At 73.3% G+C, this 26,496-nt stretch carries 22 protein-coding genes and 1 pseudogene; 12 read left to right on the top strand and 11 right to left on the bottom strand.

Annotation, left to right across the window (positions count from 1 at the left end; genetic code table 11):
* Window positions 1-3 precede the first annotated feature (3 nt).
* From cysC to AC4OXY_RS35805, 7 genes are all read left to right on the top strand, one after another.
* Complete coding sequence (cysC, locus tag AC4OXY_RS35835; protein ID WP_376287109.1) at window positions 4-540, top strand: adenylyl-sulfate kinase; 537 nt, start codon at window positions 4-6, stop codon at window positions 538-540.
* A complete protein-coding gene (cysD, locus tag AC4OXY_RS35830) occupies window positions 537-1,472 on the top strand; it encodes a sulfate adenylyltransferase subunit CysD (protein ID WP_376286577.1) in 936 nt (311 codons plus the stop codon). Before cysC ends, cysD begins: the two co-directional genes overlap by 4 nt.
* Window positions 1,473-1,474: 2 nt before the next feature.
* Window positions 1,475-2,809, top strand: a complete 1,335-nt coding sequence (locus AC4OXY_RS35825; RefSeq protein ID WP_376286580.1) for a sulfate adenylyltransferase subunit 1 — start codon at window positions 1,475-1,477, stop codon at window positions 2,807-2,809.
* Between the two features lie 222 nt (window positions 2,810-3,031).
* Window positions 3,032-4,135, top strand: a complete 1,104-nt coding sequence (locus tag AC4OXY_RS35820) for an aliphatic sulfonate ABC transporter substrate-binding protein (protein WP_362821161.1) — start codon at window positions 3,032-3,034, stop codon at window positions 4,133-4,135.
* Between the two features lie 35 nt (window positions 4,136-4,170).
* A complete protein-coding gene (locus AC4OXY_RS35815) occupies window positions 4,171-4,950 on the top strand; it encodes an ABC transporter ATP-binding protein (protein ID WP_356021863.1) in 780 nt (259 codons plus the stop codon).
* On the top strand, window positions 4,937-5,830 hold the full coding sequence (locus AC4OXY_RS35810) for an ABC transporter permease (RefSeq protein ID WP_356021861.1): 894 nt from the start codon (window positions 4,937-4,939) through the stop codon (window positions 5,828-5,830). The genes AC4OXY_RS35815 and AC4OXY_RS35810 overlap by 14 nt, the downstream gene beginning before the upstream one ends.
* Window position 5,831: 1 nt before the next feature.
* The gene (locus tag AC4OXY_RS35805; RefSeq protein WP_362821160.1) at window positions 5,832-6,569 is read left to right on the top strand and encodes a sirohydrochlorin chelatase; all 738 of its coding nucleotides are present in this window, start codon (window positions 5,832-5,834) and stop codon (window positions 6,567-6,569) included.
* 55 nt (window positions 6,570-6,624) lie between these two features.
* Here the strand turns inward: AC4OXY_RS35805 and AC4OXY_RS35800 are convergent, their stop codons facing one another.
* The 5 genes and pseudogenes from AC4OXY_RS35800 to mgt all read right to left on the bottom strand — a co-directional run bounded on the left by AC4OXY_RS35800 (window position 6,625) and on the right by mgt (window position 11,106).
* Window positions 6,625-6,924, bottom strand: a complete 300-nt coding sequence (locus tag AC4OXY_RS35800; protein ID WP_356021857.1) for a hypothetical protein — start codon at window positions 6,922-6,924, stop codon at window positions 6,625-6,627.
* Between the two features lie 509 nt (window positions 6,925-7,433).
* Window positions 7,434-8,022, bottom strand: a pseudogene (locus tag AC4OXY_RS35795) (mycothiol-dependent nitroreductase Rv2466c family protein); the annotation flags it as partial.
* A 56-nt stretch (window positions 8,023-8,078) separates the two neighbouring features.
* Window positions 8,079-9,110, bottom strand: a complete 1,032-nt coding sequence (locus AC4OXY_RS35790) for a ketopantoate reductase family protein (protein WP_491991691.1) — start codon at window positions 9,108-9,110, stop codon at window positions 8,079-8,081.
* Window positions 9,111-9,143: 33 nt separating this feature from the next.
* Entirely contained in the window at window positions 9,144-9,695 is a 552-nt protein-coding gene (locus tag AC4OXY_RS35785) for a DUF1697 domain-containing protein (RefSeq protein WP_362821157.1), read from the bottom strand.
* Window positions 9,696-9,885: 190 nt separating this feature from the next.
* Window positions 9,886-11,106, bottom strand: coding sequence for a macrolide-inactivating glycosyltransferase (mgt, locus tag AC4OXY_RS35780; protein ID WP_491991690.1), 1,221 nt, complete (start codon window positions 11,104-11,106; stop codon window positions 9,886-9,888).
* A gap of 287 nt (window positions 11,107-11,393) precedes the next feature.
* Between mgt and AC4OXY_RS35775 the strand changes: the two genes are divergently transcribed.
* Window positions 11,394-12,257 (top strand): phosphotransferase enzyme family protein, encoded by an 864-nt coding sequence (locus AC4OXY_RS35775; RefSeq protein WP_362821156.1) that lies wholly within the window; start codon window positions 11,394-11,396, stop codon window positions 12,255-12,257.
* Between the two features lie 52 nt (window positions 12,258-12,309).
* On the opposite strand, the gene AC4OXY_RS35770 is transcribed toward AC4OXY_RS35775, so the two are convergent.
* Both AC4OXY_RS35770 and AC4OXY_RS35765 read right to left on the bottom strand, forming a co-directional pair.
* Window positions 12,310-13,035: a 3'-5' exonuclease gene (locus AC4OXY_RS35770; RefSeq protein ID WP_356021848.1), complete on the bottom strand. Its 726-nt coding sequence runs from the start codon at window positions 13,033-13,035 to the stop codon at window positions 12,310-12,312.
* Between the two features lie 101 nt (window positions 13,036-13,136).
* Complete coding sequence (locus AC4OXY_RS35765) at window positions 13,137-14,375, bottom strand: DUF5919 domain-containing protein (RefSeq protein WP_356021846.1); 1,239 nt, start codon at window positions 14,373-14,375, stop codon at window positions 13,137-13,139.
* Between the two features lie 366 nt (window positions 14,376-14,741).
* Here AC4OXY_RS35765 and glgX point away from each other — a divergent pair, with 366 nt between their 5' ends.
* Complete coding sequence (glgX, locus tag AC4OXY_RS35760) at window positions 14,742-16,901, top strand: glycogen debranching protein GlgX (protein ID WP_491991689.1); 2,160 nt, start codon at window positions 14,742-14,744, stop codon at window positions 16,899-16,901.
* Between the two features lie 18 nt (window positions 16,902-16,919).
* On the opposite strand, the gene AC4OXY_RS35755 is transcribed toward glgX, so the two are convergent.
* A complete protein-coding gene (locus AC4OXY_RS35755) occupies window positions 16,920-18,581 on the bottom strand; it encodes an MFS transporter (RefSeq protein WP_491991688.1) in 1,662 nt (553 codons plus the stop codon).
* Between the two features lie 81 nt (window positions 18,582-18,662).
* Here AC4OXY_RS35755 and treY point away from each other — a divergent pair, with 81 nt between their 5' ends.
* Together treY and AC4OXY_RS35745 are read left to right on the top strand one after the other, a co-directional pair.
* Complete coding sequence (gene treY / locus AC4OXY_RS35750; protein ID WP_491991687.1) at window positions 18,663-21,029, top strand: malto-oligosyltrehalose synthase; 2,367 nt, start codon at window positions 18,663-18,665, stop codon at window positions 21,027-21,029.
* 192 nt (window positions 21,030-21,221) lie between these two features.
* A complete protein-coding gene (locus tag AC4OXY_RS35745; protein ID WP_362821152.1) occupies window positions 21,222-22,472 on the top strand; it encodes a M14 family zinc carboxypeptidase in 1,251 nt (416 codons plus the stop codon).
* A 22-nt stretch (window positions 22,473-22,494) separates the two neighbouring features.
* On the opposite strand, the gene AC4OXY_RS35740 is transcribed toward AC4OXY_RS35745, so the two are convergent.
* Both AC4OXY_RS35740 and AC4OXY_RS35735 read right to left on the bottom strand, forming a co-directional pair.
* Window positions 22,495-22,911: an SSI family serine proteinase inhibitor gene (locus AC4OXY_RS35740; RefSeq protein ID WP_356021835.1), complete on the bottom strand. Its 417-nt coding sequence runs from the start codon at window positions 22,909-22,911 to the stop codon at window positions 22,495-22,497.
* A gap of 127 nt (window positions 22,912-23,038) precedes the next feature.
* Window positions 23,039-23,590, bottom strand: coding sequence for an FHA domain-containing protein (locus tag AC4OXY_RS35735; protein ID WP_356021832.1), 552 nt, complete (start codon window positions 23,588-23,590; stop codon window positions 23,039-23,041).
* Between the two features lie 180 nt (window positions 23,591-23,770).
* Here AC4OXY_RS35735 and treZ point away from each other — a divergent pair, with 180 nt between their 5' ends.
* Window positions 23,771-25,516 carry a malto-oligosyltrehalose trehalohydrolase gene (treZ, locus tag AC4OXY_RS35730; RefSeq protein ID WP_491991686.1) on the top strand — a complete coding sequence of 582 codons (1,746 nt, stop codon included), beginning with the start codon at window positions 23,771-23,773 and terminating at the stop codon, window positions 25,514-25,516.
* 26 nt (window positions 25,517-25,542) lie between these two features.
* Here the strand turns inward: treZ and AC4OXY_RS35725 are convergent, their stop codons facing one another.
* Window positions 25,543-26,481 (bottom strand): aminoglycoside phosphotransferase family protein, encoded by a 939-nt coding sequence (locus tag AC4OXY_RS35725; protein ID WP_491991685.1) that lies wholly within the window; start codon window positions 26,479-26,481, stop codon window positions 25,543-25,545.
* Between the last annotated feature and the right edge of the window lie 15 nt (window positions 26,482-26,496).

Below are 26,496 nucleotides of genomic sequence, written 5' to 3'. Positions count from 1 at the left end.
CACGTGACGACCGGGGCCACCGTCTGGCTCACGGGTCTGCCGAGCGCCGGCAAGACCACCATCGCGTACGAGCTGGCCGGCCGGCTGCGCGGCGAGGGCCACCGCGTCGAGGTGCTCGACGGCGACGAGATCCGCGAGTTCATCTCGGCCGGCCTCGGCTTCAGCCGCGCGGACCGGCACACCAACGTGCAGCGCATCGGCTTCGTCGCCGAACTGCTCGCCCGCAACGGCGTCACGGCGCTGGTGCCGGTGATCGCGCCGTACGCGGACAGCCGGGAGGCGGTGCGCAAGCGGCACGCCGAGAACACCACGCCGTACCTGGAGATCCACGTGGCGACCCCGGTCGACGTGTGCAGCGTCCGCGATGTGAAGGGGCTGTACGCCAAGCAGGCCGCGGGCGAGCTGACCGGGCTCACCGGGGTCGACGACCCCTACGAGGAGCCCGAGACCCCGGATCTGCGGATCGAGTCGCAGAACCAGACCGTGCAGGAGTCCGCCGCGTCGGTGTACGCCCTGCTGAGCGAGAGGGGACTGGCATGACGACCGTCGCCACGGTGAAGGACGGTACGGGCAGCCCGTACGCCCTGTCTCATCTGGACGCGCTGGAGTCCGAGGCGGTGCACATCTTCCGTGAGGTGGCGGGCGAGTTCGAGAACCCGGTGATCCTGTTCTCCGGGGGCAAGGACTCCATCGTCATGCTGCACCTGGCGCTGAAGGCGTTCGCGCCGGCCACGGTGCCGTTCTCGCTGCTGCATGTGGACACGGGACACAACTTCCCGGAGGTCCTTGAGTACCGGGACCGTGTGGTGGCCGCCCATGGGCTGCGCCTCCATGTGGCCTCCGTCCAGGACTACATCGACCGGGGTGTGCTGAAGGAACGTCCCGACGGCACCCGTAACCCGCTGCAGACGCTGCCGCTGACGGAGAAGATCCAGAGCGAGAAGTTCGACGCGGTCTTCGGCGGCGGGCGCCGTGACGAGGAGAAGGCCCGCGCCAAGGAGCGGGTGTTCTCGCTGCGCGACGAGTTCTCCCAGTGGGACCCGCGCCGCCAGCGCCCCGAGCTGTGGAACCTGTACAACGGCCGGCACGCCCCGGGCGAGCACGTCCGGGTCTTCCCGCTGTCCAACTGGACCGAGCTGGACGTGTGGCAGTACATCGAGCGGGAGAAGATCGAGCTGCCGCAGATCTACTTCGCGCACGAGCGCGAGGTGTTCGCGCGGTCGGGCATGTGGCTGACCGCCGGTGAGTGGGGCGGTCCGAAGGACGGCGAGAGGGTCGAGAAGCGGCTCGTGCGCTACCGGACCGTCGGTGACATGTCCTGCACCGGTGCCGTCGACTCCGACGCCACCACGCTGGACGCCGTGATCGCCGAGATCGCCGCCTCCCGGCTCACCGAGCGGGGCGCGACCCGCGCCGACGACAAGCTGTCCGAGGCCGCGATGGAAGACCGCAAGCGCGAGGGGTACTTCTAGCCATGAGCACGACCACGACCGAGGCGCTCTCGGCCACCACCCTGCTGCGGTTCGCCACCGCCGGCTCCGTCGACGACGGCAAGTCCACCCTGGTGGGACGGCTGCTGCACGACTCCAAGTCGGTCCTCGCAGACCAGCTGGAGGCCGTGGAGCGTGCCTCCGCGAGCCGCGGCCAGGACGCGCCGGACCTCGCCCTCCTCACCGACGGCCTGCGCGCCGAGCGGGAGCAGGGCATCACGATCGACGTGGCGTACCGCTACTTCGCCACGCCCCGGCGCCGGTTCATCCTGGCCGACACGCCCGGCCATGTGCAGTACACGCGGAACATGGTCACCGGCGCCTCCACGGCCGAGCTGACGGTGATCCTGGTCGACGCCCGCAACGGCGTGGTCGAGCAGACCCGTCGGCACGCGGCGATCGCCGCGCTGCTGCGCGTGCCGCACGTGGTCCTCGCGGTCAACAAGATGGACCTCGTCGCCTACGAGGAGACGGTGTTCGCGTCGATCGCCGAGGAGTTCACGGCGTACGCGACCGAGCTGGGCGTCCCCGAGGTCACCGCCATCCCGATCTCGGCGCTCGCCGGTGACAACGTGGTGGAGCCGTCCGCGAACATGGACTGGTACGGCGGCCCGACCGTCCTGGAGCACCTGGAGACCGTGCCGGTCAGCCATGACCTGGCGCACTGCCACGCCCGGCTGCCCGTGCAGTACGTGATCCGGCCGCAGACCGCCGCACACCCGGACTACCGGGGCTACGCGGGCCAGATCGCGGCCGGCACCTTCCGGGTCGGCGAACAGGTCACGATCCTGCCGTCCGGCCGGACCACGAGGATCTCCGGCATCGACCTGCTGGGCGAGCCGGTCGACGTGGCGTGGACGACGCAGTCGGTGACCCTGCTGCTCCAGGACGACGTCGACGTCTCGCGCGGTGACCTGATCGTGCCGACCAAGGACGCGCCGGCCACCACCCAGGACGTGGAGGCGACCGTCTGCCACGTGGCGGACGCGCCGCTGACCGTCGGGCACCGGGTGCTGCTCAAGCACGGCACCCGCACGGTCAAGGCGATCGTGAAGGACATCCCGTCCCGGCTCACGCTCGACGATTTGTCCCTGCACCCGCACCCGGGACAGCTCGTCGCCAACGACATCGGCCGGGTGAAGATCCGTACCGCCGAGCCGCTGCCGGTCGACTCCTACGCCGACTCGCGCCGCACCGGCTCCTTCATCCTGATCGACCCGGCCGACGGCACCACGCTCACCGCGGGCATGGTCGGCGAGTCGTTCGCGGCCCCGGAGCCGGTCAAGGACCGGGCCGACGAGGACGGCTGGGACTTCTGACATGACGACGACCGACGTGTACTCGACGTTCGCCAAGGAGGGCGGCCGCGTCGGCAGCGGCGCCCTCGGCAGCGGGCAGGGCGGAGTGGCCCGATGTGTGCGCTGACGTACGCGCACCGCTTGCGCGCCCTCACCCCCCACCGCCGTAGACGAAGACCTGCCGACCTCCCGGCCACGACCTGAGAGACCGTGACCGCCGGGCCTCCGAGAGGAACACCTCCCGTGCCTGCAACAACCGCCTTCCGCCGCAGCCTTGCGGTGATAGCCACGCTCCCCCTCCTCACCCTCGCCGCCTGCGGTTACGGATCCGCAGCGCACAAGGACGACACCGCGAAGGTCGCCGCCGGCGCGAAGAAGATCGACGGACTCGGCTCCGTCAGGATCGGCTACTTCGGCAACCTGACGCACGGCACCGCACTGGTCGCCCGTCAGCAGGGCATCTTCCAGAAGGAACTGGGTGCCACCAAGGCGGACTACGCGCTCTTCAACGCCGGTCCGTCCGAGATCGAGGCGCTGAACTCCGGGTCCATCGACATCGGCTGGATCGGCCCCTCCCCCGCGATCAACGGCTACACCAAGTCGAACGGCAAGAGCCTGAAGATCATCGGCGGTTCGGCGTCCGGCGGGGTGAAGCTGGTCGTCAACCCGAAGAAGATCACGTCCCTCAAGGACGTCAAGGGCAAGAAGATCGCCACCCCGCAGCTGGGCAACACGCAGGACGTGGCGTTCCTCAACTGGATCGCGGAGCAGGGCTGGACGGTCGACGCGCAGAGCGGCAAGGGCGATGTGTCGGTCGTGCGCACCGACAACAAGGTGACCCCGGACGCCTTCGCGAACGGCTCGATCGACGGCGCCTGGGTGCCGGAGCCGACCGCGTCGAAGCTGGTCGCCGAGGGCGGCAAGGTGCTGCTGGACGAGTCGTCGCTGTGGCCGGACAAGAAGTTCGTGATCACGAACATCATCGTGCGGCAGTCGTTCCTGAAGGAGCACCCGAAGGCGGTCGAGGCGGTGCTGAAGGCCTCGGTCGAGGCCAACAAGTGGATCAACGCCAACCCGGACCAGGCGCAGGCGGCTGCGAACAAGCAGCTGGCGGATGACTCCGGCAAGGCGCTGCCGACGAAGGTCCTGGACCCGGCGTGGAAGTCGATCCGGTTCACCGACGACCCGCTGGCCGCCACGCTCGACACCGAGGCGCAGCACGCCGTGAAGGCCGGTCTGCTCAAGCAGCCCGACCTGAAGGGCATCTACGACCTCACGATCCTCAACAAGGTCCTCAAGGCCGAGGGCGCGAGCACGGTCGACGCGGCCGGTCTCGGCACGAGCTGACGCAGGTCTCGACCAGTCCCCAGGAGGTGACGACCATGGCCACGACCTTCGCCAAGGCCGCCGAAACGACGCAGTACGCGGCGCGTCTTGAGCATGTCTCGAAGTCTTTTCCGACTCCGGGCGGGCAGCAGCTCGTGCTGGACGACATCAGCCTCGATGTCGCTCCTGGCGAGTTCGTCACCCTCCTGGGGGCCTCGGGCTGCGGCAAGTCCACGCTGCTGAACCTGGTGGCGGGGCTCGATCGGCCCTCCGCCGGCGCCATCACGACGGACGGGCGCCCGGCCCTGATGTTCCAGGAGCACGCACTGTTCCCGTGGCTGACCGCGGGCAAGAACATCGAACTCGCCCTGAAGCTCCGGGGAGTTGCGAAGCCGGAGCGGCGCGAGCGGGCCGAGGAGCTGCTCGCCCTGGTCCGGCTGAAGGGCGCGCACGGCAAGCGCGTCCACGAGCTGTCGGGCGGCATGCGGCAGCGGGCCGCGCTGGCCCGCGCGCTCGCCCAGGAGAGCAACCTGCTGCTGATGGACGAGCCGTTCTCGGCGCTGGACGCCATCACCCGGGACGTGCTGCACGACGAGCTGACCCGGATCTGGGCGGAGACGGGCCTGTCCGTGCTGTTCGTCACGCACAACGTGCGCGAGGCGGTGCGGCTCGCCCAGCGGGTCGTGCTGCTGTCCTCGCGGCCGGGCCGGATCGCGCGCGAGTGGAGCGTGGACATCCCGCAGCCGCGGCGCATCGAGGACGCCCCCGTCGCCGAACTGTCCCTTGAGATCACCGATGTACTGCGGGGGGAGATCCGCCGTCATGGCCAGCACTGAGACGACGCCGGCCCAGGACGCGCCGGGCCAGGACGCCGGGAGCGTCGAGGCGGGCCTCGACGCGCTGGAGACCACCACCACGGGCCGTCCGCCGTTCCGGCAGACGTTCGTGAACAAGATCCTGCCGCCGATCGTCGCCATCGCGGTGGTCCTGGCGGTGTGGGCCCTGCTGTATCCGGTCGTGAACAACCCGACCAAGCTGCCCTCGCCGGCGGCCGTCGGCGACGCCTTCAAGGAGGCCTGGCTCCAGGGCACGCTGCTCGGCTACATCTGGACCAGCGTCTCGCGCGGTCTGCTCGGCTTCGCGCTGGCCCTGGTCATCGGCACCCCGCTGGGGCTGCTGGTGGCCCGGGCGAAGTTCGTGCGCGCGGCCATCGGCCCGATCCTGTCCGGTCTGCAGTCGCTGCCGTCGGTGGCGTGGGTGCCGCCGGCCGTGATCTGGCTGGGCCTGAACAACTCGATGATGTACGCGGTGATCCTGCTCGGCGCGGTCCCGTCGATCGCCAACGGTCTGGTGTCCGGCGTCGACCAGGTGCCGCCGCTGTTCCTGCGGGCCGGCCGCACGCTGGGCGCGACGGGTCTGAAGGGCGTCTGGCACGTGACGCTGCCCGCCGCGATGCCCGGCTACGTGGCGGGGCTCAAGCAGGGCTGGGCGTTCTCGTGGCGTTCGCTGATGGCCGCCGAGATCATCGCGTCCTTCCCCGATCTGGGCGTGGGCCTCGGCCAGTTGCTGGAGAACGGCCGCAACGCCAGCGACATGGCCATGGTGTTCGAGGCCATCCTGCTCATCCTGTTCGTCGGCGTCGCGATCGACCTGCTGATCTTCAGCCCGCTGGAGCGGTGGGTGCTGCGCAGCCGCGGTCTGCTGGTGAAGGGCTGAGATGCGCGCCCCGGTTCTTCTCGTCATCGCCCACGGCAGCCGCGATCCGCGGCACGCGGCGACCGTGCACGCCCTGGTGGAGCGGGTGCGGTCGCTGCGGCCGGGGCTGCGCGTGGAGACCGGGTTCCTGGACTTCAACGTGCCGTCGGTGCACGGGGTGCTGGAGTCCCTGGCGGCGGAGGGGGTACGGGACGTCGTCGCCCTGCCGCTGCTGCTCACGCGCGCCTTCCACGCGAAGGCCGACATCCCGGCCGTGCTAAGGGACGCCCCGGCGCGGCTGCGGATCCGGCAGGCGGACGTGCTCGGCCCGTCGCCGCTGCTGCTGTCCGCGCTGGAACGGCGGCTGTACGAGGCGGGGTTGAGCCCCGCCGACAAGTCCTCGACCGGGGTCGTGCTGGCCTCGGCGGGGTCCTCCGACCCGGAGGCGATCGCAGTGATCGCAGACATCGCGCGGGAGTGGCGGCACACCGGTTGGTGCGCCGTGCGGCCTGCGTTCGCCTCCGCGTCCCTGCCGCGCACCGAGGACGCCGTCGCCGAACTGCGGGCCCTCGGCTGCGCGCGGGTCGCCGTCGCGCCGTACGTCCTGGCCCCCGGCTTCCTGCCGGACCGCATCGCGCGGGGCGCGGCCGGGGCGGACGTACGGGCGCGGGTGCTGGGTGCCGCGCCGGAGGTGGCGCGGGTGCTGCTGGAGCGCTACGACGCGGCCCGTCGGCCGGCGCTGGCGGCGCTGGGCGCCTGAGCGCACCGGCCGGCGCGGAGGGCACCCGGCCCCGTGGCGGCGGGGCTCCGGCGGGTCACAGGCCGAGGTCGTCCAGGAGTCGCTGGGTGAAGGTGAGGCTGCCGGTGCCGGCGCCCGCCCGGATGGCGATCTCGTTCAGCGAGGAGCGGATCCGGCCCAGGTTGGGCGGCAGGCCGTCCTCCGCGGACTGCTCGAACTGACGCTGGATGATCACGCCGTACTCGGCGATGCCCGGGTATTCGGCCTGCAGCGCGGCGGTGAGCCGCTCCGCGACGGCCATGAGGGTCTCCAGATCCGGCGGTGTGCCGTCGCCGAGGCTGATGCGGCCGCGGCCGCCGTAGCCGTAGGTGGTCATGTCCTGGCCTCGCTTCTGGCCCGCAGGGGCCGTGAGGGGAGCTTGAGTGAGGGGGAGGGACCGCTGACGTTACCGACGTCGCGGGGGCCCGTCGGACGGGCGGGAGGCCGGGCGGTCACGGTAGTGCGGAGTGGGCCGAAAATCGCCACCCATCCGGGTGATCGGTGTCCGTTGACCGGGCCCCGCGGGCCGGTGACACGCGGGGGGCCGGGCGCGTGGCGCGGGGTGGGTGCCGCGCTGTGCGCGGTGCCGGTGCTGTGCGCCCCGCTCATCCGTCCCCTCGCTCCGTTCCGCTCCGGCCGTTGCTTCCCTCCGGCCGTTCACGCTGTCGACCCTAGGGACAAGCCGATGATTTTGTCGCGAGGTTCGCGGAGCCGACCCACCGCGGGGTGAAGACGTGGTACAAGGCCTCCGGGTCCGGCGCTCCCCTGTGACGTCGGACCCGGTGGCTCTTCGTTCTGCGCCGGGTGCGGCCCGCGTGTCACAGGTGAGGGCGAACTTCGGGCGCCTCAACGGCGTTTATCGGCCAACCGGCGTCGGGGTCGGTCGAAGCGGAGGGAGCCGGTGCGGGTGCGCTTGAGTTCGAACAGGTCGGGTGGCGGGCCAGCACCCGGAAACTGTCGAAGAGTTCGGCCGCCTCGGCGCCGCGCGGAACGGCGCGCAGCACCGGTCCGAACCACACCGTGCCGTCGACGTGCGGGGTGGGCGTGCCGACGTAGCCGCCCGTCTCCCGCTCGGTCCCGGACTCGTGGCTGCGGCGCACGGCTTCGTCGTAGGCCGGGTCGTGCGCGGCGGCCGCGAGGCCTGCGGGGAGCCCGAGTTCGGCCGGCGACTCGGCGACGACCGCGTCGAAGTCCTCGATGTCGCGCTCGTGGATCCGGGTGCCGAACGCGGTGCAGAGACCGCGCAGCACCTTCTCGCCGTGCCGCTCGGCCGCGGCACCGCGACCCGCACCGGGCCGATCGAACGGTCCACCAGGTCCCGGTACCGGTCGGGGAGTTCGTTGCCGGTGTTGTGCAGGTACAGGCTCATCGCCCGGAACCGGAGGTCGAGCGGGCGCAGCCGCTCGACCTCAAACGGCCGGCGGGAGGTGGTCCAGACAGTGACGCCAGTGGGTCATGGGTGCCCGGTCCCGGCCCATTCACCTCTCCCTTTCATGGTCCAGTCGGCGCGTCCTTCCCGTCCTCGGCCTCGTCCGCCCTGCGCACCAGCTCGGCGACCGGCATCGAGCCGGCGGCCCGGTGCTCGCGGGCGAAGCGGCCCGCGAGGCGCTGGAGCAGTTCGTTCAGCGGGGTCGGCACGCCGTGCAGCCGGCCGAGCAGGACGATCTCGCCGTTGAGGTAGTCCGCCTCGATGGTGCCGGTGCCGCGGGCGAGGGACTGCCAGGAGGAGCCGCCGCCGCGCGGGGCGCCGTCCAGCGGCACCAGGGTCACCTTGTCGCCGCGCGCCGCGCGCTGTTCCTCCGCGCTCGCGTGCGCGATACCGGCGGCGTCGAGTACGGCCTCGCCCTCGGCGCGCACGCGCGCGAGCAGGGCGTGTGCGGCCTCGTCGGCGGCGGGGCCGCACAAGGCCTCGAAGGCGGTGCCGAGGTTCCAGAGCAGCTTCGCGTACTGCCAGCGGGCCACGTCCGGCACCACGGGTGCCTCGAAGCGGGCGTCCGCGAGGTCGGCGGCGATACGGCGGGCGGTGTCGTCGGTGCCGTGCGGCAGGCGGCCGAGGTGCAGGACACCGGTGAGCGGGCGGCCGGCGGCTGAGACGACACCGGGCTCCACGAAGGCCGAGGGCAGCCAGACGCAGACGCCGTACACGTGCCGGAAGCGGCGCAGTGCGAGCCGTCCGCCCTCCACGCCGTTCTGGAGGGACACGAGCGGCAGCCTCCGCGCCGCCGTACCGCCGCCCGCGACGGGCACGTCGGCCCAGGTCTCCAGCGCGGCGACGGTGTCCTGCGTCTTCACGGCGAGGAGGAGGACGTCGTCGGCGCGCAGCTCGCCGAGCGGGCCGGGACCGTCGACGACGGGCAGCCGGTGCCTCGACTCCCCTTCCGGGACGAGCAGTCGGAGCCCGTGTGCGGCGAGCTCCGCGAGGTGTCTGCCGCGGGCCACGAGGACGACCTCGCGCCCGGCCTGGGCGAGCCGCCCGCCGACGCTTCCGCCGACCGCTCCCGCCCCGATGATGATGTAGCGCATGGGGCGAGCCTCGCACACGCGTGCCCGGCCGCGTCATGCCGGTGGTGCCGTCAACTCCACCAGTTTCACCACGGTGTTCCAGTTCCGGCTGGTGGCGATCAGCCCCTTGGTCGGGCGGGTGCGGGCGAGCGCCTCGGCGAGCTTGGAGCGGCCGAGACCGTCCGGGGCGTACAGGTACAGACAGCGGTCGCCGAGCCGGAACTCCTCGGGGAGGTGGGCGCTTCGGTCGATCCCGGCGTAGCGCTCCGCGGTGACGGGCGCGGAGAAGTACGTGACGTGCAGTTGCTTCGGCGCGAGGTCGGCGGCCGGGAACGGGCAGGCCTCGGCGACGGCCTTCAGATAGGCGTGCTCGCGCACGAGCACGTCGACGGGGAAGCCGAAGCGCTCCTCGATCGCCCGGCTCAGCTGCGCCGCCAGCGACTCCTCGTCGCCCTGTTCCGCGCCGAACACGGCCTGGCCGCTTTGCAGATAGGTCTGTACGCCCGTGTGGCCGAGGCCGGTCAGCAGGGCGCGCAGGTCGGCCATGGGCAGCTTCTTGGCACCGCCGACGTTGATACCGCGCAACAGCGCCGCGTAGGTCGTCATCGGGCCAGCGTAGAACGGCCGTCGTGCCCCGTGGGGGTGGGCACGACGGCCGGCCCGCACGAGGCGGACTGCGCGAAACTCTGGCCGATGGGCGGGTGCCGGAGCAACCTCTCCACGCAGCTGTGACTTGTTCAACAAGCTTCTGTAATCACAAACCTGTGCGCTGACGGCGGATCGGACATCCCTCGTTCTACGCCGCCTGTCCCTGTGCGCCGGCGCGTCGGGCCAGCTCCGCCTCGATGAGGTCGGCCGCCCGGCGGGTGCCGCCCTCCTGGGCCGTCTCGGCCTGGACCGCCCTCAGGCGGCGGGCCACCTCCGGGTCGTCCACCAGGGCGAGGGCGGTCTCGCGCAGGCGGTCGGCGGTGGCCTCCTCGGTGTCCAGCCGCCGGGCGACGCCGAGGGCCACCAGCATGTCGGCGTTGCCGAACTGGTCGACGGCCTGCGGTACGGCGATCATCGGGGTGGCCGTGGCGAGGCCCTCCTGACTGCCGCCGGCGCCCGCGTGTGTGACGAACAGGTCCGCCTGCTTCAGGATCGCCAACTGCGGTACCCAGTCGCGCACTTCGACATTGGCCGGTACGTCGCCCAGGTCGGCGGCGGAGACATGGCGGCCGACCTGGAGTACCAGGTGCCAGCCGGGCAGGTCCCTGAAGGCGCGGACGCACGCGCGGTAGAACCCGGGCTGCTTGGTGAAGGCCGAGCCCAGGGACACCAGCGCGACCTTGTCCACGCCGGCCGGCCGCTGCCAGTCGCCCTGGCCGGCGCGGTCGCCCTGGCAGGCGCCGACGAAGGTGTGGACCCGCTCGTCGACCCGGTCGGCGTTCGGCTGGAGGGCCTTCGGGATCAGCACGATCGAGCGGGCCGGGCGTCCGGCGAACGGGTCCGGGTGCTGGTCGATCCCGTTCTCCTTCAGCCAGGCCTCGAACCGGGCGTAGTACGCCTGCCCGCGCGCCGTCTTCCTGGGCTCCGCCCACATCGGCTCGGCGACCTCCTTCTCGTACCCCTCCCAGGCGACGAGGTTCGGCGAGAGGGAGATCGCCGGGACGCCCCAGCGGTGGGCGAGGACGCGGGCCGGATAGGAGGCGATGTCGTGCAGCACGAGGTCGGGCTCGTCGCCGGCGTAGGCCTCGATGAGCTGGGGAAGCGCCTGGACGGCGTCCGCGAGGAACGGCTCCACGTTGTCCAGGAGCGTCGTCCCCCAGACCGACGGGTCGGCGCCGGGTGCGGGCAGCGTGGAGGTGTACGGGACGGGCCGGGCCCCGGTCTCGGCCACCTTCTCGGCGAACACCGGGGGGATGGCGTACGTGACCCGGTGGCCCCGTGCGACGAGTTCCCGGATCACCTCCAGGCTGGGGTTCACGTGGCCGTGCTGGGCGATCGAGAACATGGCGATGTGTGCGGAGCTGGTCATGCCCCAGAGGCTAGACGAGACGTTGCGTCTCGTCCAAATGGTTTTCCCGGCCCGGAGGCGAGGTGACGCAGGTTCTCGTCGAGGATGTCGGCGTCCGGGTTGTATACGAGCCGCCCCAGCAGGTCCTGGAAGTTCAGGGCGCCGGTCCAGTGGGTGGCCCGGGTGCGGCCCGACTGGGCGTCGGTGAACGCCCGGGGTCGCGTCGAGGGACCGCGCACCCGGCCCGGCACGCCACCCGACCTGTGCGAATGCGAGACTGACCGGGGAGACGACCGCACGGAGGCACGATGGACGAGGGACGGGCACGGGACGTACTGGCCGCGGCGGGGGTGCTGCCGGGACGGGCCGGGGACGCGCGGCTGCTCGCCCTCGGGGAGAACGCGGTCTTCGCCGCCGGCGACCTGGTCGTGAAGGTGGGCCGGGACGCCGAGTTGCTGGAGCGGGCCCGGCGCGAGCTGGACATCGCCGGCTGGCTGGCCGAGGCGGGCGTGCCGGCGGTGCGGGCGGCCGAGCCGAAGCCGCGGCTGACCGAGGGGCACCCGGTGACCGTGTGGCACCGGCTGCCGGAGCCGGTACGGCCCGCCGAGCCGCGCGATCTGGCGGAGCTGCTGCGGATCGTGCACGCACTTCCCTCTCCTCCTTTCGCCCTGCCGCCGCGCGAGCTGCTGGGCGGTGTCCAGCGCTGGCTGCGGCTCGCGGGGGACGCGATCGACCCCGAGGACGCGGCCTACCTCCGCGCACGCCGGGACGGTTTCGCGGCGGCCGCGGCCGCGCTGACGCCCCATCTGCCGCCGGGCCCCGTCCACGGCGACGCCCTGCCCCGCAATGTGCACATCGGGCCCGACGGACCGGTCCTGGTCGACCTGGAGACCTTCTCCGCCGACCTGCGCGAGCACGATCTGGTGGTCATGGCCCTCTCCCGTGACCGGTACGGGCTGCCCGCCGAGGCGTACGACTCCTTCACCGAGGCGTACGGCTGGGACGTACGGGAGTGGGCGGGCTGCTCGGTCCTGCGCGGCGCCCGGGAGACGGCGAGCTGCGCCTGGGTGGCCCAGCACGCCGCGAGCAACCCGAAGGCGCTGGCCGAGTTCCGCAGGCGGGTGGCGTCGCTGCGGGACGGGGACGAGTCGGTGCGCTGGTATCCGTTCTGAGCGTGCCGCAGCAACGACCGCAGCGTGTCGCGGGGTTGCCGCGGGGCGATCGCTACGCGGGGCGGCTCTCGGCCAACTCCCGCAGCGGCCAGGCCCCGTCCACCACGGCCTCCGCATCCCCCTTGCGGCGCAGGAACGCCTGGAAGTCCGCCGCCCACTGCGCGTACCACTCGATCTGGCGGCCGTGCAGGTCCGCCGGGCTCAGGGACGCGATCTTCGGGTGGCGGTCGGCTATCGCGCCGGCCAGGCGGGCCGCGGCGAGTGCGTCGGCCGCGGCGTCGTGGGCCCGGTCGAGGACTATGCCGTACTCGGCGCAGACCGCTTCCAGATTCCGCTTGCCGCGGCGGTAGCGGTCGGCCCAGCGGTCGATCGTGTAGGGGTCGACGACCGGGGCGGGCGGGGTGCCGCCGAGGCGGTCGGCGAGGGACGGCAGGCCATGGCGGCGCAGTTCGGCCGAGAGCAGGGTGAGGTCGAAGGCCGCGTTGTAGGCGACGACCGGGACGCCCGCCTTCCAGTACCCGCTCAGGGCCTCGGCGAGGGCGTCGGCCACCTGGTCGGCGGGCCGGCCCTCGGCCACGGCGCGCGCGGTGCTGATGCCGTGCACCGCCACCGCGTCGGCCGGGATCTCCACCCCGGGATCGGCCAGCCATTCCCGGCGCCCCACGGGCTCCCCGGCCCTGACCTCGATCACCGCACCGGTGACGATGCGTGCCTCGTGCGGATCCGTGCCGGTCGTCTCCAGGTCGAAGCCGATCAGCAGCTCACGGTGCCAGCCCATGGCGGCCCCCCTTCTCGGTGGTGCTTTCCCCCAGTGGCCTCCACCCTCGCACGCGGCACTGACAACCCGAGGACGGGATTCCGCTTACCCCGACGGACAGTTCAGGACACAGGGCGCGAATCCGCCCAGGACAGCTCGAATTCCTCCCGGTATGTCGGGAAGAGACCGGCTTCACTGACGTCGTCCGACTTCACCAGCTTGCTGCCGTTGCGCAGCACGAGCACCGGCGACTCCATCCCCCGGGCGCCGCGCAGATAGGACTGCACCACGGCGATGCCGTCGGCGCCGTCGCCGTCCACCAGGTAGGCGGTGAAGCGGGGCGTCTCGTCGTACACCTGGATCTCGAAGGCGCCGGGGTCGCGCAGCCGGGAGCGCACCCGGCGCATGTGCAGGATGTTCATCTCGACCGAGCGGCTCAGCTCGCCCCGCTTCATGCCCAGTTCGCGCTCGCGGCGCTTGACCGCGCTGGAGGCCGGGTTGAGGAACAGCAGCCGTACCCGGCAGCCGGACTCGGCGAGGCGGATCAGGCGGCGCCCGGAGAAGTTCTGCACCAGCAGGTTGAGGCCGATGCCGGTGGCGTCGAGGCGGCGGGCGCCGGCGAAGAGGTCCTCGGCGGGGAACTGGCGCATGAGCCGCACCCGGTCGGCGTGGACGGCGACCACGTCGGCGTACCGGTCGCCGACCAGGTCCTCGACCGCGTCGACGGGCAGCCGGCGCGCGGAGGGGACGTCCCCGCCCGCGCCGAGCATCTCCAGGAGGCGGGCCGAGGCCCGCTCGGCCTGGCTCAGCACCGTCTCGGACAGGGCCCGGTTGCGGGAGACGACGTTACGGGTCACCTCCAGCTCGTCCAGGGCGAGTTCGAGGTCGCGGCGCTCGTCGAAGTACGGCTCGAAGCACGGCCAGTGCTGCACCATCAGCTCGCGCAGCTGCGGCAGGGTCAGGAAGCTGAGCACGTTGTCGTCGGCCGGATCGAGCAGATAGCCCTTTCGGCGGCTGACCTCGCGGACGGCGACCGCGCGCTGCACCCACTCCTGCCCGGCGGGTCCGGCCGCGGCGACCACCCAGTCGTCCGCGTGGACGGGTTCGTAGATGGGGCGCAGCACGGCGGCCACGACGGCGCGCAGCCGCTGTTCGACGAGGTTCAGCCAGATGTAGGCCCGGCCGGCCCGCTGGGCGCGGGTGCGCACCTCGCGCCAGGCGTCGGCGCCCCAGTCCAGCTCCGGCCCGATGGAGCCCGCGTCCATCGGCCGGGCCAGGGACACCGCGCCGGGCGGGACGTCTGTGGAGTTTCCCTCGTGACCCTCGTCACCAGGGGGCAGCTCCAGCCCTCCCGAGCCCACCCGTGCACCGCCTTCCGCGCTCCGGGGCCTTCCCCGTCTCAACGATCAAGGAAGGGTACTCCGGGAGCGGTCGGGGTTGCAGCCGGATGGACAGGTCGGTTGTCCAACTGTTTTCCTCAACTCGACCTGTGCCGACGGTCATTCGACGGCCCTGTGTCACGGGGAGTGAGCGGATTCATAGCGGGGACGGTCCGCGGGGTGCCGGGCGGGGCCCACCCGAGCTCCGTCAGCGCTGGTGAGCGGCACCGCGGTGGATGCCGGGGCGCCTCGCGCCCGCTCCGGGGGCAGGTGAGGTTTCGTTACTTTCGGGAGACTCGGGAGCCGTCACGGCCCCGGGCGGGCGGATCACCTGTCAGAGTCGTGTGCATGCAGGTCTGGCCTGGACAGGCGTATCCGCTCGGCGCCACCTACGACGGCGCCGGAACCAACTTCGCGGTCTTCACGGAGGCCGCGGACCGAGTAGAGCTGTGTCTGCTGCACGACGACGGCTCGGAGACGGCGGTGGAACTGCGCGAGAGCGACGCGTTCGTGCGGCACGCGTACGTGCCGGGCGTGATGCCGGGACAGCGCTACGGGTTCCGCGTGCACGGCCCGTACGACCCCGCGCGCGGGCTGCGCTGCAACTCCGCGAAGCTGCTGCTCGACCCGTACGCGAAGGCGGTGAGCGGCTCGGTCCGGTGGGGCGAGGAGGTGTACGGCTACCACTTCGGCGCGCCGGAGCGGCGCAACGACCTGGACTCGGCGCCGCACACCATGACCTCGGTCGTGATCAACCCGTACTTCGACTGGGCCGACGACCGGCCGCCGCGCACCGAGTACCACCACACGGTCATCTACGAGGCCCACGTCAAGGGCCTGACCATGCGTCACCCGGGGCTGCCGGAGGAGCTGCGCGGCACGTACGCGGCGCTGGCCCACCCCGCGGTCATCGACCATCTGACCGGGCTCGGGGTGACGGCTCTGGAGCTGATGCCCGTACACCAGTTCGTCAACGACCACCGGCTGGCCGACCTGGGTCTGAGCAACTACTGGGGCTACAACACGATCGGCTTCTTCGCCCCGCACAACGCGTACGCCTCCTGGGGCGACCGCGGACAGCAGGTGCTGGAGTTCAAGTCGGCGGTCCGGGCGCTGCACGAGGCCGGGATCGAGGTCATCCTGGACGTGGTCTACAACCACACGGCCGAGGGCAACCACCTGGGCCCGACGCTGTCGTTCAAGGGCATCGACAACCCGTCGTACTACCGGCTCGCCGAGGATCCGCGCTACTACACGGACACCACCGGCACCGGGAACTCGCTGCTCATGCGGTCCCCGCACGTGCTCCAGCTGATCATGGACTCGCTGCGCTACTGGGTCCTCGAGATGCACGTCGACGGCTTCCGCTTCGACCTCGCGGCGACACTGGCCCGGCAGTTCCACGAGGTGGACCGGCTGTCGTCGTTCTTCGACCTGGTGCAGCAGGACCCGGTGGTCTCCCAGGTGAAGCTGATCGCCGAGCCGTGGGACGTCGGCGAGGGCGGCTACCAGGTGGGCAACTTCCCGCCGCTGTGGACCGAGTGGAACGGCAAGTACCGTGACACGGTACGGGACCTGTGGCGGGGCGAGCCGCGGGCGCTCGCGGAGTTCGCCTCCCGGCTGACCGGGTCCTCCGACCTGTACCAGGACGACGGCCGCCGTCCGCTGGCCTCGATCAACTTCGTCACCTGCCACGACGGTTTCACGCTGCGCGACCTCGTCTCGTACAACGACAAGCACAACCACGCCAACGGCGAGGACAACCGGGACGGCGAGAGCCACAACCGGTCGTGGAACTGCGGGGTCGAGGGCGAGACCGACGACCCGGACGTGCGCGCGCTGCGCGCGCGGCAGCTGCGGAACTTCGTCGCCACGCTGATGCTGTCCCAGGGCGTGCCGATGATCAGCCACGGCGACGAGTTCGCGCGCACCCAGCAGGGCAACAACAACGCCTACTGCCAGGACAACGAGCTGTCGTGGGTGCACTGGCCCGGCACCGGCGACGGGATCGGGGAAGAGGCCGGTGACGAGGCCGGTGACGGGGACGAGGCCGGGTGGCTGCTGGAGTTCACGCGCGCGATGGTGTGGCTCCGTCGGGACCACCCGGTGCTGCGGCGGCGGCGCTTCTTCCACGGACGGCCGGTGGAGGGCACGCACGACGCCCTCTCCGACATCGCCTGGTTCACCCCGGAGGGCGCCGAGATGACGCAGCGGGACTGGGACTCGGCGCGGGCGTCCGCGCTGACGGTGTTCCTCAACGGCAACGCCATCTCCGAGCCCGGCGCGCGCGGGGAGCGCGTCACCGACGACTCCTTCCTGCTGATGTTCAACGCCTCCCCCGGGTCGCTGGAGTTCCTGGTGCCGGTCGACCACGGCCGGCAGTGGCAGGTGGTGGTCGACACGGCCCGCCCGGAGGGGGTGCCGCCGGGCGGCGGGGCGAAGGTCGGGGCGGGCGACCGGCTCACCCTGCCCGACCGCAGCCTGACGGTGCTGCAGCGGCCGGCCTGACGTCGGGGGTGGTGGAGCTCAGGAGGACGTGCGGGCCGGTACGTCGTCCACGTGCGCGTGCGCGGCGTGTCCGGCACGTCCGGCGTGGGTCGTCGGGCGGGCCGTCAGGGCGATCACGAGGGTGAGCGCGGCCGACGTGCTCGCCACGGCGAAGGCCGCGACGGGGCCGTAGGCGTCGGTGAGGCGGCCGGTCACGGCGACCGAGAGGGCCTGTCCGCCGACGAGCGCACTGGTGGCGACCGCCATCGCCTCGGCGAGCCGGGCCGGCGGCACCGCGCGCTCGGTGAGCCCGAACACCGTGATCAGATGGGGCGCGTAGGCGACCCCGAGCACGGTGACCACGGCGTACAGACCGGGCAGGCTGTCCGTGCGCAGCAGCGGCAGCGACAGGGCGAGCGCGGCCGCCGTGGCCAGCCGCCAGCGCAGGCGCAGCCCGAAGCGGGCGGGTACGGCGGCCATGGCGAGCCCGGCCCCGGCGCTCATCACGCCCATGGCGGCGTACACGAGCCCCGCCTGGTCCTCCTGCCCGAGCCGGGCGGTCAGCGCGGTGATGCCGGACTGGCAGGCACCGAACATGGCGCCCTGGAGGGCGAGAGCCGCGCGCAGCGCGTGCACACAGCCGGGCATGCGGGCGCGCACGGCCGCACTCGCGGCACGCGCGGGGACGCACCCACGCCCCTCCGCCGAATCCCCGTCACGGACACGGACACGCGCCCGGCCCCGGTTTTCAGCCACGACAGCGGCACACGCGCGGGCGCAGACACCACCCACGTCCGGCTCGGCGGCACGCGCGCAGGCGGCGGAGGCACGGTCCTCAGCCCGGTCCCCGTCGCGCACGCGGGTCCGGCCCCGGTCTTCATGAGCGGCGGCAACACGTGGGCGGGCGGAGGAACGGTCCTCGTCGGACTTCACGGCACGCGCGTGGGTGCGGGCGGGGGACTCGGCCGGATCCGTGTCACGCGCGCGTGCCGGGTCGGGGTCCTCCGGGGTGGCGGGTGCGGCGGCCGAGGCGGTCGGGTGCAGGGCGAAGGCGGTGCCGCAGGTGGCCACCAGGGCCGCCGCGCCGCCCATCGCGTACGCCGGATGGGCGAGCACGGAGGTGAGCCCGACCAGGGCCGGGCCGAGGACGAAGGACATCTCGTCCAGCGTGCTCTCGAAGGACAGCGCGGCGCCGACGGTGGCCTCGGGGGCTCCGGCCCGGCGGGCGAGCCCGACCAGCCGGGCGCGGGCCAGCGGGCCCACCAGCGGCACGGTGCCACCCGCGGCGGCTCCCACCAGCGCCAGGACGGCCGTGGGCAGGCCCGCGAGGGCGCCGGCGACCAGGGAGGCCACCGCGAGCGCGTTGGCGAGCGAGAACGCGAGCACGACCCTGCGCTGCCCGTGCCGGTCCGCGAGCCGCCCCACCACCGGGCCGCAGACCACCTGGCCGAGCGCGAGCGCGCCCCCGGCCAGCGCCGCGGCGGACAGGGAGCCGCTCGTCCGGGCGACGAGCAGCACGCTGCCGAACTGGATGGTGGCCGTCGGCAGCCGGCCCAGGAACGACACGCACGGCAGCAGTGGTCCGGTCAGGGCGATCACCTGACGGTAGGTGTCGCGCGTGCGGCGCCGGTCCGGCTTCCCCGCCGTCCCCGTCGGACCCGCCGTCCCCGCCGTCCCCGCCGTTCGCGGCGTTGTCCCCATCACTCGAAGCTAGGCACGCGCGCATGCGTGCGTGCAGGGACCGATGACACGAAACCGGGCGGTCTGGGTACGTAGGTTTCCATGACTCCTGTGCGACCCGGACCGCGCGTGCCCACGGCCACCTACCGGCTCCAGCTCCAGCCCGCGTTCCCGTTCGCCGCCGCGGCGACGGCCGTACCGTACCTGGCGTCGCTCGGCGTCTCGCATCTGCATCTGTCCCCCGTCCTGGAGGCCGTGCCCGGCTCCACGCACGGCTACGACGTGGTGGACCACACGCGCGTGCGCGAGGAACTGGGCGGCGAGGAGGGCCTGCGGGCGCTGGCGCGGACCGCGCGGGAGCACGGCATGGGCCTGGTCGTGGACATCGTGCCGAACCACATGGCGATGGCGCCCCGGCACAACCGCGCCCTGTGGGAGGTGCTGCGCGAGGGGCCGGCCTCGCCGTACGCGCGGTGGTTCGACATCGACTGGGAGGCCGGGCACGGCCAGCTGCTGCTGCCGGTGCTCGGCGGCCCCGTCGGCACGGAACAGGGGCGTCTCGTGGTCGACGGCGACGTGCTGCGCCACCACGACCACGCCTTCCCGCTCCGCCCGGGCACCGAGGGCCTGCCGCCGGCGGAGCTGCTGGACGCCCAGTGGTACCGGCCGGTGTGGTGGCGGCTGGCCCGCACCGAGCTGAACTACCGGCGCTTCTTCAGCATCTCGGAGCTGATCGGGGTGCGGGTGGAGGACCCGGAGGTGTTCGACGCCATCCACGCCAAGATCCTCCGACTGCTGCGCGAGGGCGTGCTCGACGGGCTGCGCGTCGACCACCCCGACGGGCTCGCCGACCCCGACGGCTATCTCGCGCGGCTGCACGCGGCGAGCGGCGGGCGCTGGACGGTGGTGGAGAAGATCCTCGCCGACGGCGAGGCCCTGCCGCCGTCCTGGCCCGTCGCGGGCACCACCGGGTACGACGCCCTGCGCCGGGTCGACGGCCTGTTCACGGACCGGGCCGGGGCGGATGAACTCCGCACGGCGTACCGGCGGTTCGCGGTGCCGCAGACCGACCGGGGCGGGGACTGGGCGGCCACCGCGCGCCGGGCCGCCTACCAGGTGCTCACGCACGAGCTGGCCGCCGAGACGGACCGGCTCACCCGGGTGGCCGCCCGGCTGTGCGCGGCCTCGCCGGATCTCGCGCTGCGCGACCGGGCGCCCTGGGCGCTGCGCACGGCCCTGGTGGAACTGCTGGTCCGGATGCGGGTGTACCGGCCCTACGCCTCCGGCGACGCGGCCGCCGTCGTGACCGAGGAGGCCGCCGAGGAGGCCCGGCGTGCCTTCGTCGTCCCCGAGGAGGCCGGGGCGGTGGACGTCGTACGGCGGCTGCTGACCGAACCCGTCGAGGCCGCGGCCGGGGACCGTGCGGGCCGGGCGGAGCTGCGCACCCGGTTCGCGCAGACCGCGTCGGCGTTGCGAGCCAAGTCTGTCGAGGACACGGCGTTCTACCGCTACGTGCCGCTGCTGTCGGCGACCGAGGTGGGCGGCGATCCCGGCCGGCCGGGGATCTGTCCGGAGGAGTTCCACGCGTACTGCGCGCGCGTGCAGCGCGACTGGCCGTCCACCGGCACGGTGGTCACCACGCACGACACCAAGCGCAGCGCCGACGTCCGCGCGGCGCTGGCCGTGCTGACCGAATGCCCCGCGCGGTGGGCCGAGTTGATCGCCGAGGTGACGCTGCCGGAGGAGGGGGTGCCGGACGGCCAGCTGGCCTGGGCGGCCTGGCAGACGGTGTTCGGGCTGGGGCCCGCCGCGGCGGAGCGGGTCCAGGGGGCGTTGCTGAAGCACGTGCGCGAGGCGGGCCTGTACACCAGCTGGACGGAGCAGGAGCCGCCGTACGAGGAGGCGGTGGCCGCCTTCGTCGCGGCCGGGCCGTGCGGGTCGCCCGGCGAGCGCGTGACCGCTTTCCGCACGGCGCTGGAGCCGCACGTCCGGGCCAACGTGCTCGGCACCGCGCTGGTCCATCTGACGATGCCGGGGGTGCCGGACGTGTACCAGGGCACGGAGGGCGAGTACCGGGCGCTGGTGGACCCGGACAACCGGCGTCCGGTGTCCTTCCCGCCCGAGGCACCCGGCGAGAAGGACGCCCTGACGGCGGCGGCGCTCCGGCTGCGTGCCCGGCGCCCCGACGCCTTCGGCACGACGGCGACGTACACCCCGCTGACGGCCGAGGGCCCGGCGGCCGCCCATTGCGTGGCCTTCGCCCGCAGCGGAGCGGTGGTCACGGCGGTCACCCGGCTGTCCCTGCGCCTCGCGGAGGCGGGCGGCTGGCAGGAGACACGGCTGGCGCTGCCGCCGGGGCGGTGGGCGGACGTGCTCGCCGCGGGCAGGGAGTTCACCGGGCACGCGCGCGTGGCCGATCTCTTCGCCCGGCGCCCGGTGTCGCTGCTGGAGTGCGTCGCCCAGGACTGAGAGGGGTTCCAGCGGGTTAGCGGCGCTCGCGGGACGCGGCCTGCACCAGCAGTGCACCCACGGCACGCAGTGCCCGCACCGCGTCCTGGCGACTGCGTCCGGGCGCCCCCGGGCGCCTCCCCCGCCGTATGCTTGACAGTTCACCCATCCCGTGCGGGACTGGGAGGGCGAAGCCGGGCGGACGAGTCGGGGGTGAGTTTCCTGCCGGAGCTGCGCTATCCCAGCGTTCCCGAACTGATCGCCTCCGCACAGGCGTTGGCCGCTCAGGAACCCGGGCTGTGCGCGCTCAGGCAGGTGGGCGTCTCACGCGCGGGAAGACCCCTGCACCTGCTGTCGGTGGGACACGCCCGGCGGGCGGTGCTGGTGGTGGCCGGCGCGCACGCCAACGAACCGGCGGGGGGCTCCACCCTGCGGGTGCTGGCGGAACGCGTCCTGGCCGAGCGCGAGTTGCGTTCGGGGACCTCGTGGCACTTCCTGCTGTGCGCCGACCCGGACGGCGCGAGTCTGCACGTGACCCCGGCGCCGCGCAGTCTGCTCGACTACCACCTCGGCTTCTACCGGCCGACGGGCGCGGAGCAGCCGGAGTGGTCGCCGTCGGTGCTGCCGCCGGACCGGCTGCCGCCCGAGACGCGGACGCTGACCGGGGTGATCGACGAGCTGCGCCCGTACCTCCAGGTGACGCTGCACGGCACCGATCTGGGCGGCAGCTGGGTGCAGTTGACCAGGCCCGTGCCGGGGCTCGCCGAGCCCTTCGCGAAGTCCGCGGCGCAGCTGCACATCCCGGTGGAGACGGGTGCCTCGGACGCCGCCGGCTGGCCCGCCGCCGGACCCGGGGTGCACGTCATGCCGGGCCCGGAGTCGGGCGTCGCCTACCCGAGCATGCCGGACGACGCGCGGCACAGCACCTGGTACCACGCGCACCGCTACGGCGGTCTGACGGCCGTGGTGGAGGTCCCGATGTGGGCGAGCGACCTGGTGGACGACCGGGCGCCGCACCCGGCGCCGGCGGCGGCGATACGGCGGCTGGCCCGGCGGCTGACCGGGGACGCGCGCGAGGTGGAGCGGATACTGGCCGAGGCGCAGCCCCGGCTGGACGGCCTGGACGGTCCGCTGCTGCGGGCCTCGCGCTGGGTGCTGGGGCTGATCCCGGGCCTGGCCGAGGACTGGATCCACACCCCGCCGGCCGGTACGACGATGGCGTACGTCGGCAGTGTGGACGCCTTCGGGCGACGGCTTCCGCTGCGTGCGGCGGCGATGCTGCTGCGGGTGCTGCGGGAGACCGACGACCGCGCGGCGCCGCGGCTGGAGCACCTCGTGGCCGACTGGTGCGACGCGTTCGCGGAGCGTTTCCGGGCCCGCTGGGTGCCGTTGGAGCACCAGGTGGAGCATCAGTCCCGGACGGTGCTGGTGGCGGCGCAGCAGGCCCGCGAGCGGGCCGGGTGAGCCGCGCCGCCGCACCCGGCGCTCACGCGTCCAGGGCGAACACCGCTCCTGTGTGCGCGTTCATGACACAGGTGTTGGTGTAGGTCTGCCGGAAGTCGACCGGCCGGCCGTTCCACCGCCCGTGCGCGTGGACGGCCACCGGGGAGTAGAGGGCCGGGCAGAAGACGTGCTCGGGCGGGATACGGCCGATGTCGCCGCCGGCGGCCGCAAGTTCGGCGCACGCCTCGGCCGCCCGCGCGTGGCCGCCCCGCGGCGGGTCGCACAGCAGCAGGGTGCTGCGCGTGGGACCGTTGCCGCTCTCGCCCTTGACGACGGTCAGATGGAGCCAGTTGCCGGTGAGCCGGTCGCGGGGCGCCGCGTGGGCCGGGCCCGCGGCGAGGAGCCCGGCGGCCGCCAGCACGGCGCCGACCGCCGCGGTCGCTCTCGTGAGGTACGTCATGCTCCCCAGCATCGGCACGCCGGCGCGCGTTCCGCAGTCCGGCTCCTCCGGCTCACTCGAACGGGACGGCACGCGCACGCGTGAAGAGCGTCTGTTCGAACGCGACCGGCCGTCTCCGCCGACGGGCTCAGCTCACGGACAGCCGGAACCCCATGCGGCCGAAGGCGACCAGATCGCCCTCGCGGACCACGATCGCGCCGGTGACCCGGCGGCCGTTGACGGTGGTCCCGTTGGTGGAGCCGAGGTCCCTGAGGACCCACGTCTCCCCCTGGCGGACCAGCTCGGCGTGCACGCGGGAGACGGTCTCGTGGTTCAGACGCAGCCCGTTGGCGGGGTCGCGGCCTATGCGCAGCGGGTGGGTCTGCCCCGGATGCGGCAGCAGCAGCTTCGGCAGCCGCTCGGCCTGCCAGGCGCGGCGCAGCCGTACGGTGAACGCGGAGACGGCCTCCACGCTGCCGAAGACCGCGCGGGACAGGCGCTTCTCGCGGGGCAGGTCGGCGACGAGGGCCGCCAGTTCGTCGGCGTGGCGGGCGGCGAGCGCCAGCTCCATGCGGCGCACGAACGTGTCGTGCGACAGCCGCCCCTTGGCGACGCCGTCGCGCAGCACCAGTAGCGCCTTGTCGCGCTCCGCGTCGGACAGCCGCGCGGGGTACGTGGAGAACTCGAATGACGACGTCACGCAGGTGATTGTCGGTCAGTGAACCCCTAGTGTCCAGAAAACGCGGAATCGGTGCCACGCGTGCGTGCGTTCCGCGACACCCGCCGGGAAAGACCGAATTCGAGAGCACATTGATCGTCCGGACGGCACGATGGGGGCCGCGGGACATCATCACGGTGAGCAGACGAAGGGGAACCGTCCGTGCAGTTCGAGGTGTGGGCACCGCAGGCAGACCGAGTGACGCTCCATTGTGAGGGCGCCACGCGCGCGTTGGGGCGCGATCCCGAGCGCGTGGGCTGGTGGACGGGGGAGGCGGAGGCGGACGACGGCGCCCGGTACGGGTTCGCGGTGGACGACGGTCCCGTCCTGCCCGACCCGCGCTCGCGCCGCCAGCCGGACGGCCCGGACGGGCTGAGCGCGGTGGTGGACCACGGCCGGTACGCGTGGCGTACGCGGTGGGCGGGGCGGGGGCTGCCGGGCGCGGTGCTCTACGAGCTGCACGTGGGCACGTACACCCCCGAGGGCACCCTGGACGCGGCCGCGGCGCGGCTGGAGCACCTCGTGGAACTGGGCGTCACGCACGTGGAGTTGATGCCGCTGTGTCCCTTCCCGGGGCGGCACGGGTGGGGGTACGAGGGAGTGTCGCTGTGGGCGGTGCACGAGCCGTACGGCGGCCCGCAGGCGCTGAAGCGTTTCGTCGACCGCGCCCACGAACTCGGCCTCGGGGTCGTCCTGGATGTGGTGCACAACCACCTGGGTCCGTCGGGCAACCATCTGCCCGCGTTCGGGCCGTACTTCACCGACACGCACCACACGCCCTGGGGTTCGGCGGTGAACCTGGACGCGCCCGGCTCGGACGAGGTGCGCGCGTTCCTGCTCGGCAGCGCGCTGGCCTGGCTGCGGGACTACCGGATCGACGGACTGCGCCTGGACGCGGTGCACGCGCTGCACGACACGCGCGCGTACCCGTTCCTGGAGGAGCTGTCGGCCGCCGTGGACGCGCTCGCCGAGGAGGTGGGCCGGCCGCTGTCGCTGATCGCGGAGTCCGACCGGAACGACCCGCGGTACATCACCCCGCGCGCGGAGCACGGCCTCGGGCTGCACGCGCAGTGGAACGACGACTTCCACCACGCCCTGCACACGGCGCTGACCGGTGAGGCACAGGGCTACTACGCGGACTTCGCGCGCGCCCCGTTCGCCGCGCTCGCCAAGACGCTGACCGGGGGGTACTTCCACGACAGCACGTACTCCAGCTTCCGGGGCCGGTGCCACGGCCGCCCGCTGGACCGCGCGCGCGTGGCCGGGCACCGCCTCCTCGGCTACAGCCAGACCCACGACCAGGTCGGCAACCGCGCCCAGGGCGACCGGCTCGCGGCCCGGCTCTCCCCCGGCCTGCTGGCCTGCGCGGCGGCGCTCACGCTGACCTCGCCGTTCACGCCGATGCTGTTCATGGGCGAGGAGTGGGCGGCGGGCACCCCGTGGCAGTTCTTCACCGACCACACCGATCCGGAGCTGGCCGAGGCGGTGCGGCGGGGCAGGCGGCGGGAGTTCGCGGCGCACGGCTGGGCCGAGGAGGACGTACCGGACCCGCAGGACCCGGCGACGCGGGACCGCTCCGTGCTGGACTGGTCGGAGCCCGCGCGCGAGCCTCACGCGCGCGTGCTCGCCTGGTACCGGCGGCTGATCGCACTGCGCGGTGAGCAGCCGGACCTCACCGACCCCGATCTCGCCGACACGAAGGTGGCGTACGACGAGGAGGCCCGCTGGCTCGCCTTCCGGCGCGGCGACGTACGGGTGGCCGTGAACCTGGGCAAGGAACCGGCGGCGATCCCCCTGGGTGCCCGTCCCGCCGTGGTCCTCGCGGCCTGGGACCCGGTCGCGGCCCCGGGCCCGAACGGTCTGCTGGAGCTGCCCGGGGAGTCCTGCGTGGTGCTGTCCCAGCCCTGAGCCCGGCAGGCTCGCGCGCACGCACGCTACGCGTCCTGGTCGTCCTCCTTCAGGTCCGTCACCCGTTCCAGCATGATCGGTTCCCAGGCGCGGCCCAGTTGGGTGCGCAGGAGGGGCAGCGGGCTGTCGTCGCGGCCCTCCAGGCGGTCGGTGAGGCGCAGGACCGTGTCGCAGCGGGCCAGCCACAGGCCGCGCAGGCAGGGGCGGGCGCCGTAGCCGGCGAGGGTGGCCGCGCGGACCGCGGCGCCGGAGCCGACCGCGAGGACGAGCCCGGCGATGTCCTCGGCCGGGTCGGCCACGGCCGCGTCGGTCCAGTCGAGGACGCCGCGCACCCTGCCGTCGGCGCTGACCACCAGGTGCTCGCCCTTGAGGTCGTGGTGGACGAGCACGGCACCGCCGGCCTGGGCGACGAGCTGGGCCGCGCCGGGCGGGGTGAGCTGGTGCAGGCGTGCGGGGTCGAACTCGTCGGCGGCGGCGAGGCGTTCGGCCGCCGCCACGGCCATGCGGCGCAGCGCCTCCAGGGAGCGCGGCGCGACACGCGGCACCCCGATCGTCTCGACCTGCCGCACCGGCACCGCGCGCAGCCCGGTGAGCAGTCCGGCCAGGTCGGCCTCGCCGACGGCCGAGACGTCGTGCTCCTCGGCGCTGCCGCCGGGGATCCGGGTGTCGAGCGTGTAGGTGAGGCCCGGCGCCCACTCGCCGTGTGCGACGCCGGCCGGGACGGCGACGGGCAGGTACGGCCGTACCAGGTCGCGCAGGCGCAGTTCGCGGCGCAGGCGCAGGGCGGCCTCGCGGTCGAGGGCGAGCCGCAGCACATGGCGGGTGCCGACCCACCAGGTGGAGTGCTCACCGCCCGCCGTGACGGGCCGGACCTCGGGTCCCCCGCCGCCGGCCGCGTGCTCGTCGGTCAGCGAGCGGACGAGCCGGCGGACGGTGTCCGCGGTGGGTGTCGGTGCCTGGGTCATGGATCGCGCCGTCGC

It is taken from the genome of Streptomyces sp. HUAS MG56 (assembly GCF_058673395.1).
The sequence above is the reverse complement of the archived record's forward strand: the minus strand, read 5'-3'. Positions and strand labels throughout refer to the sequence as shown.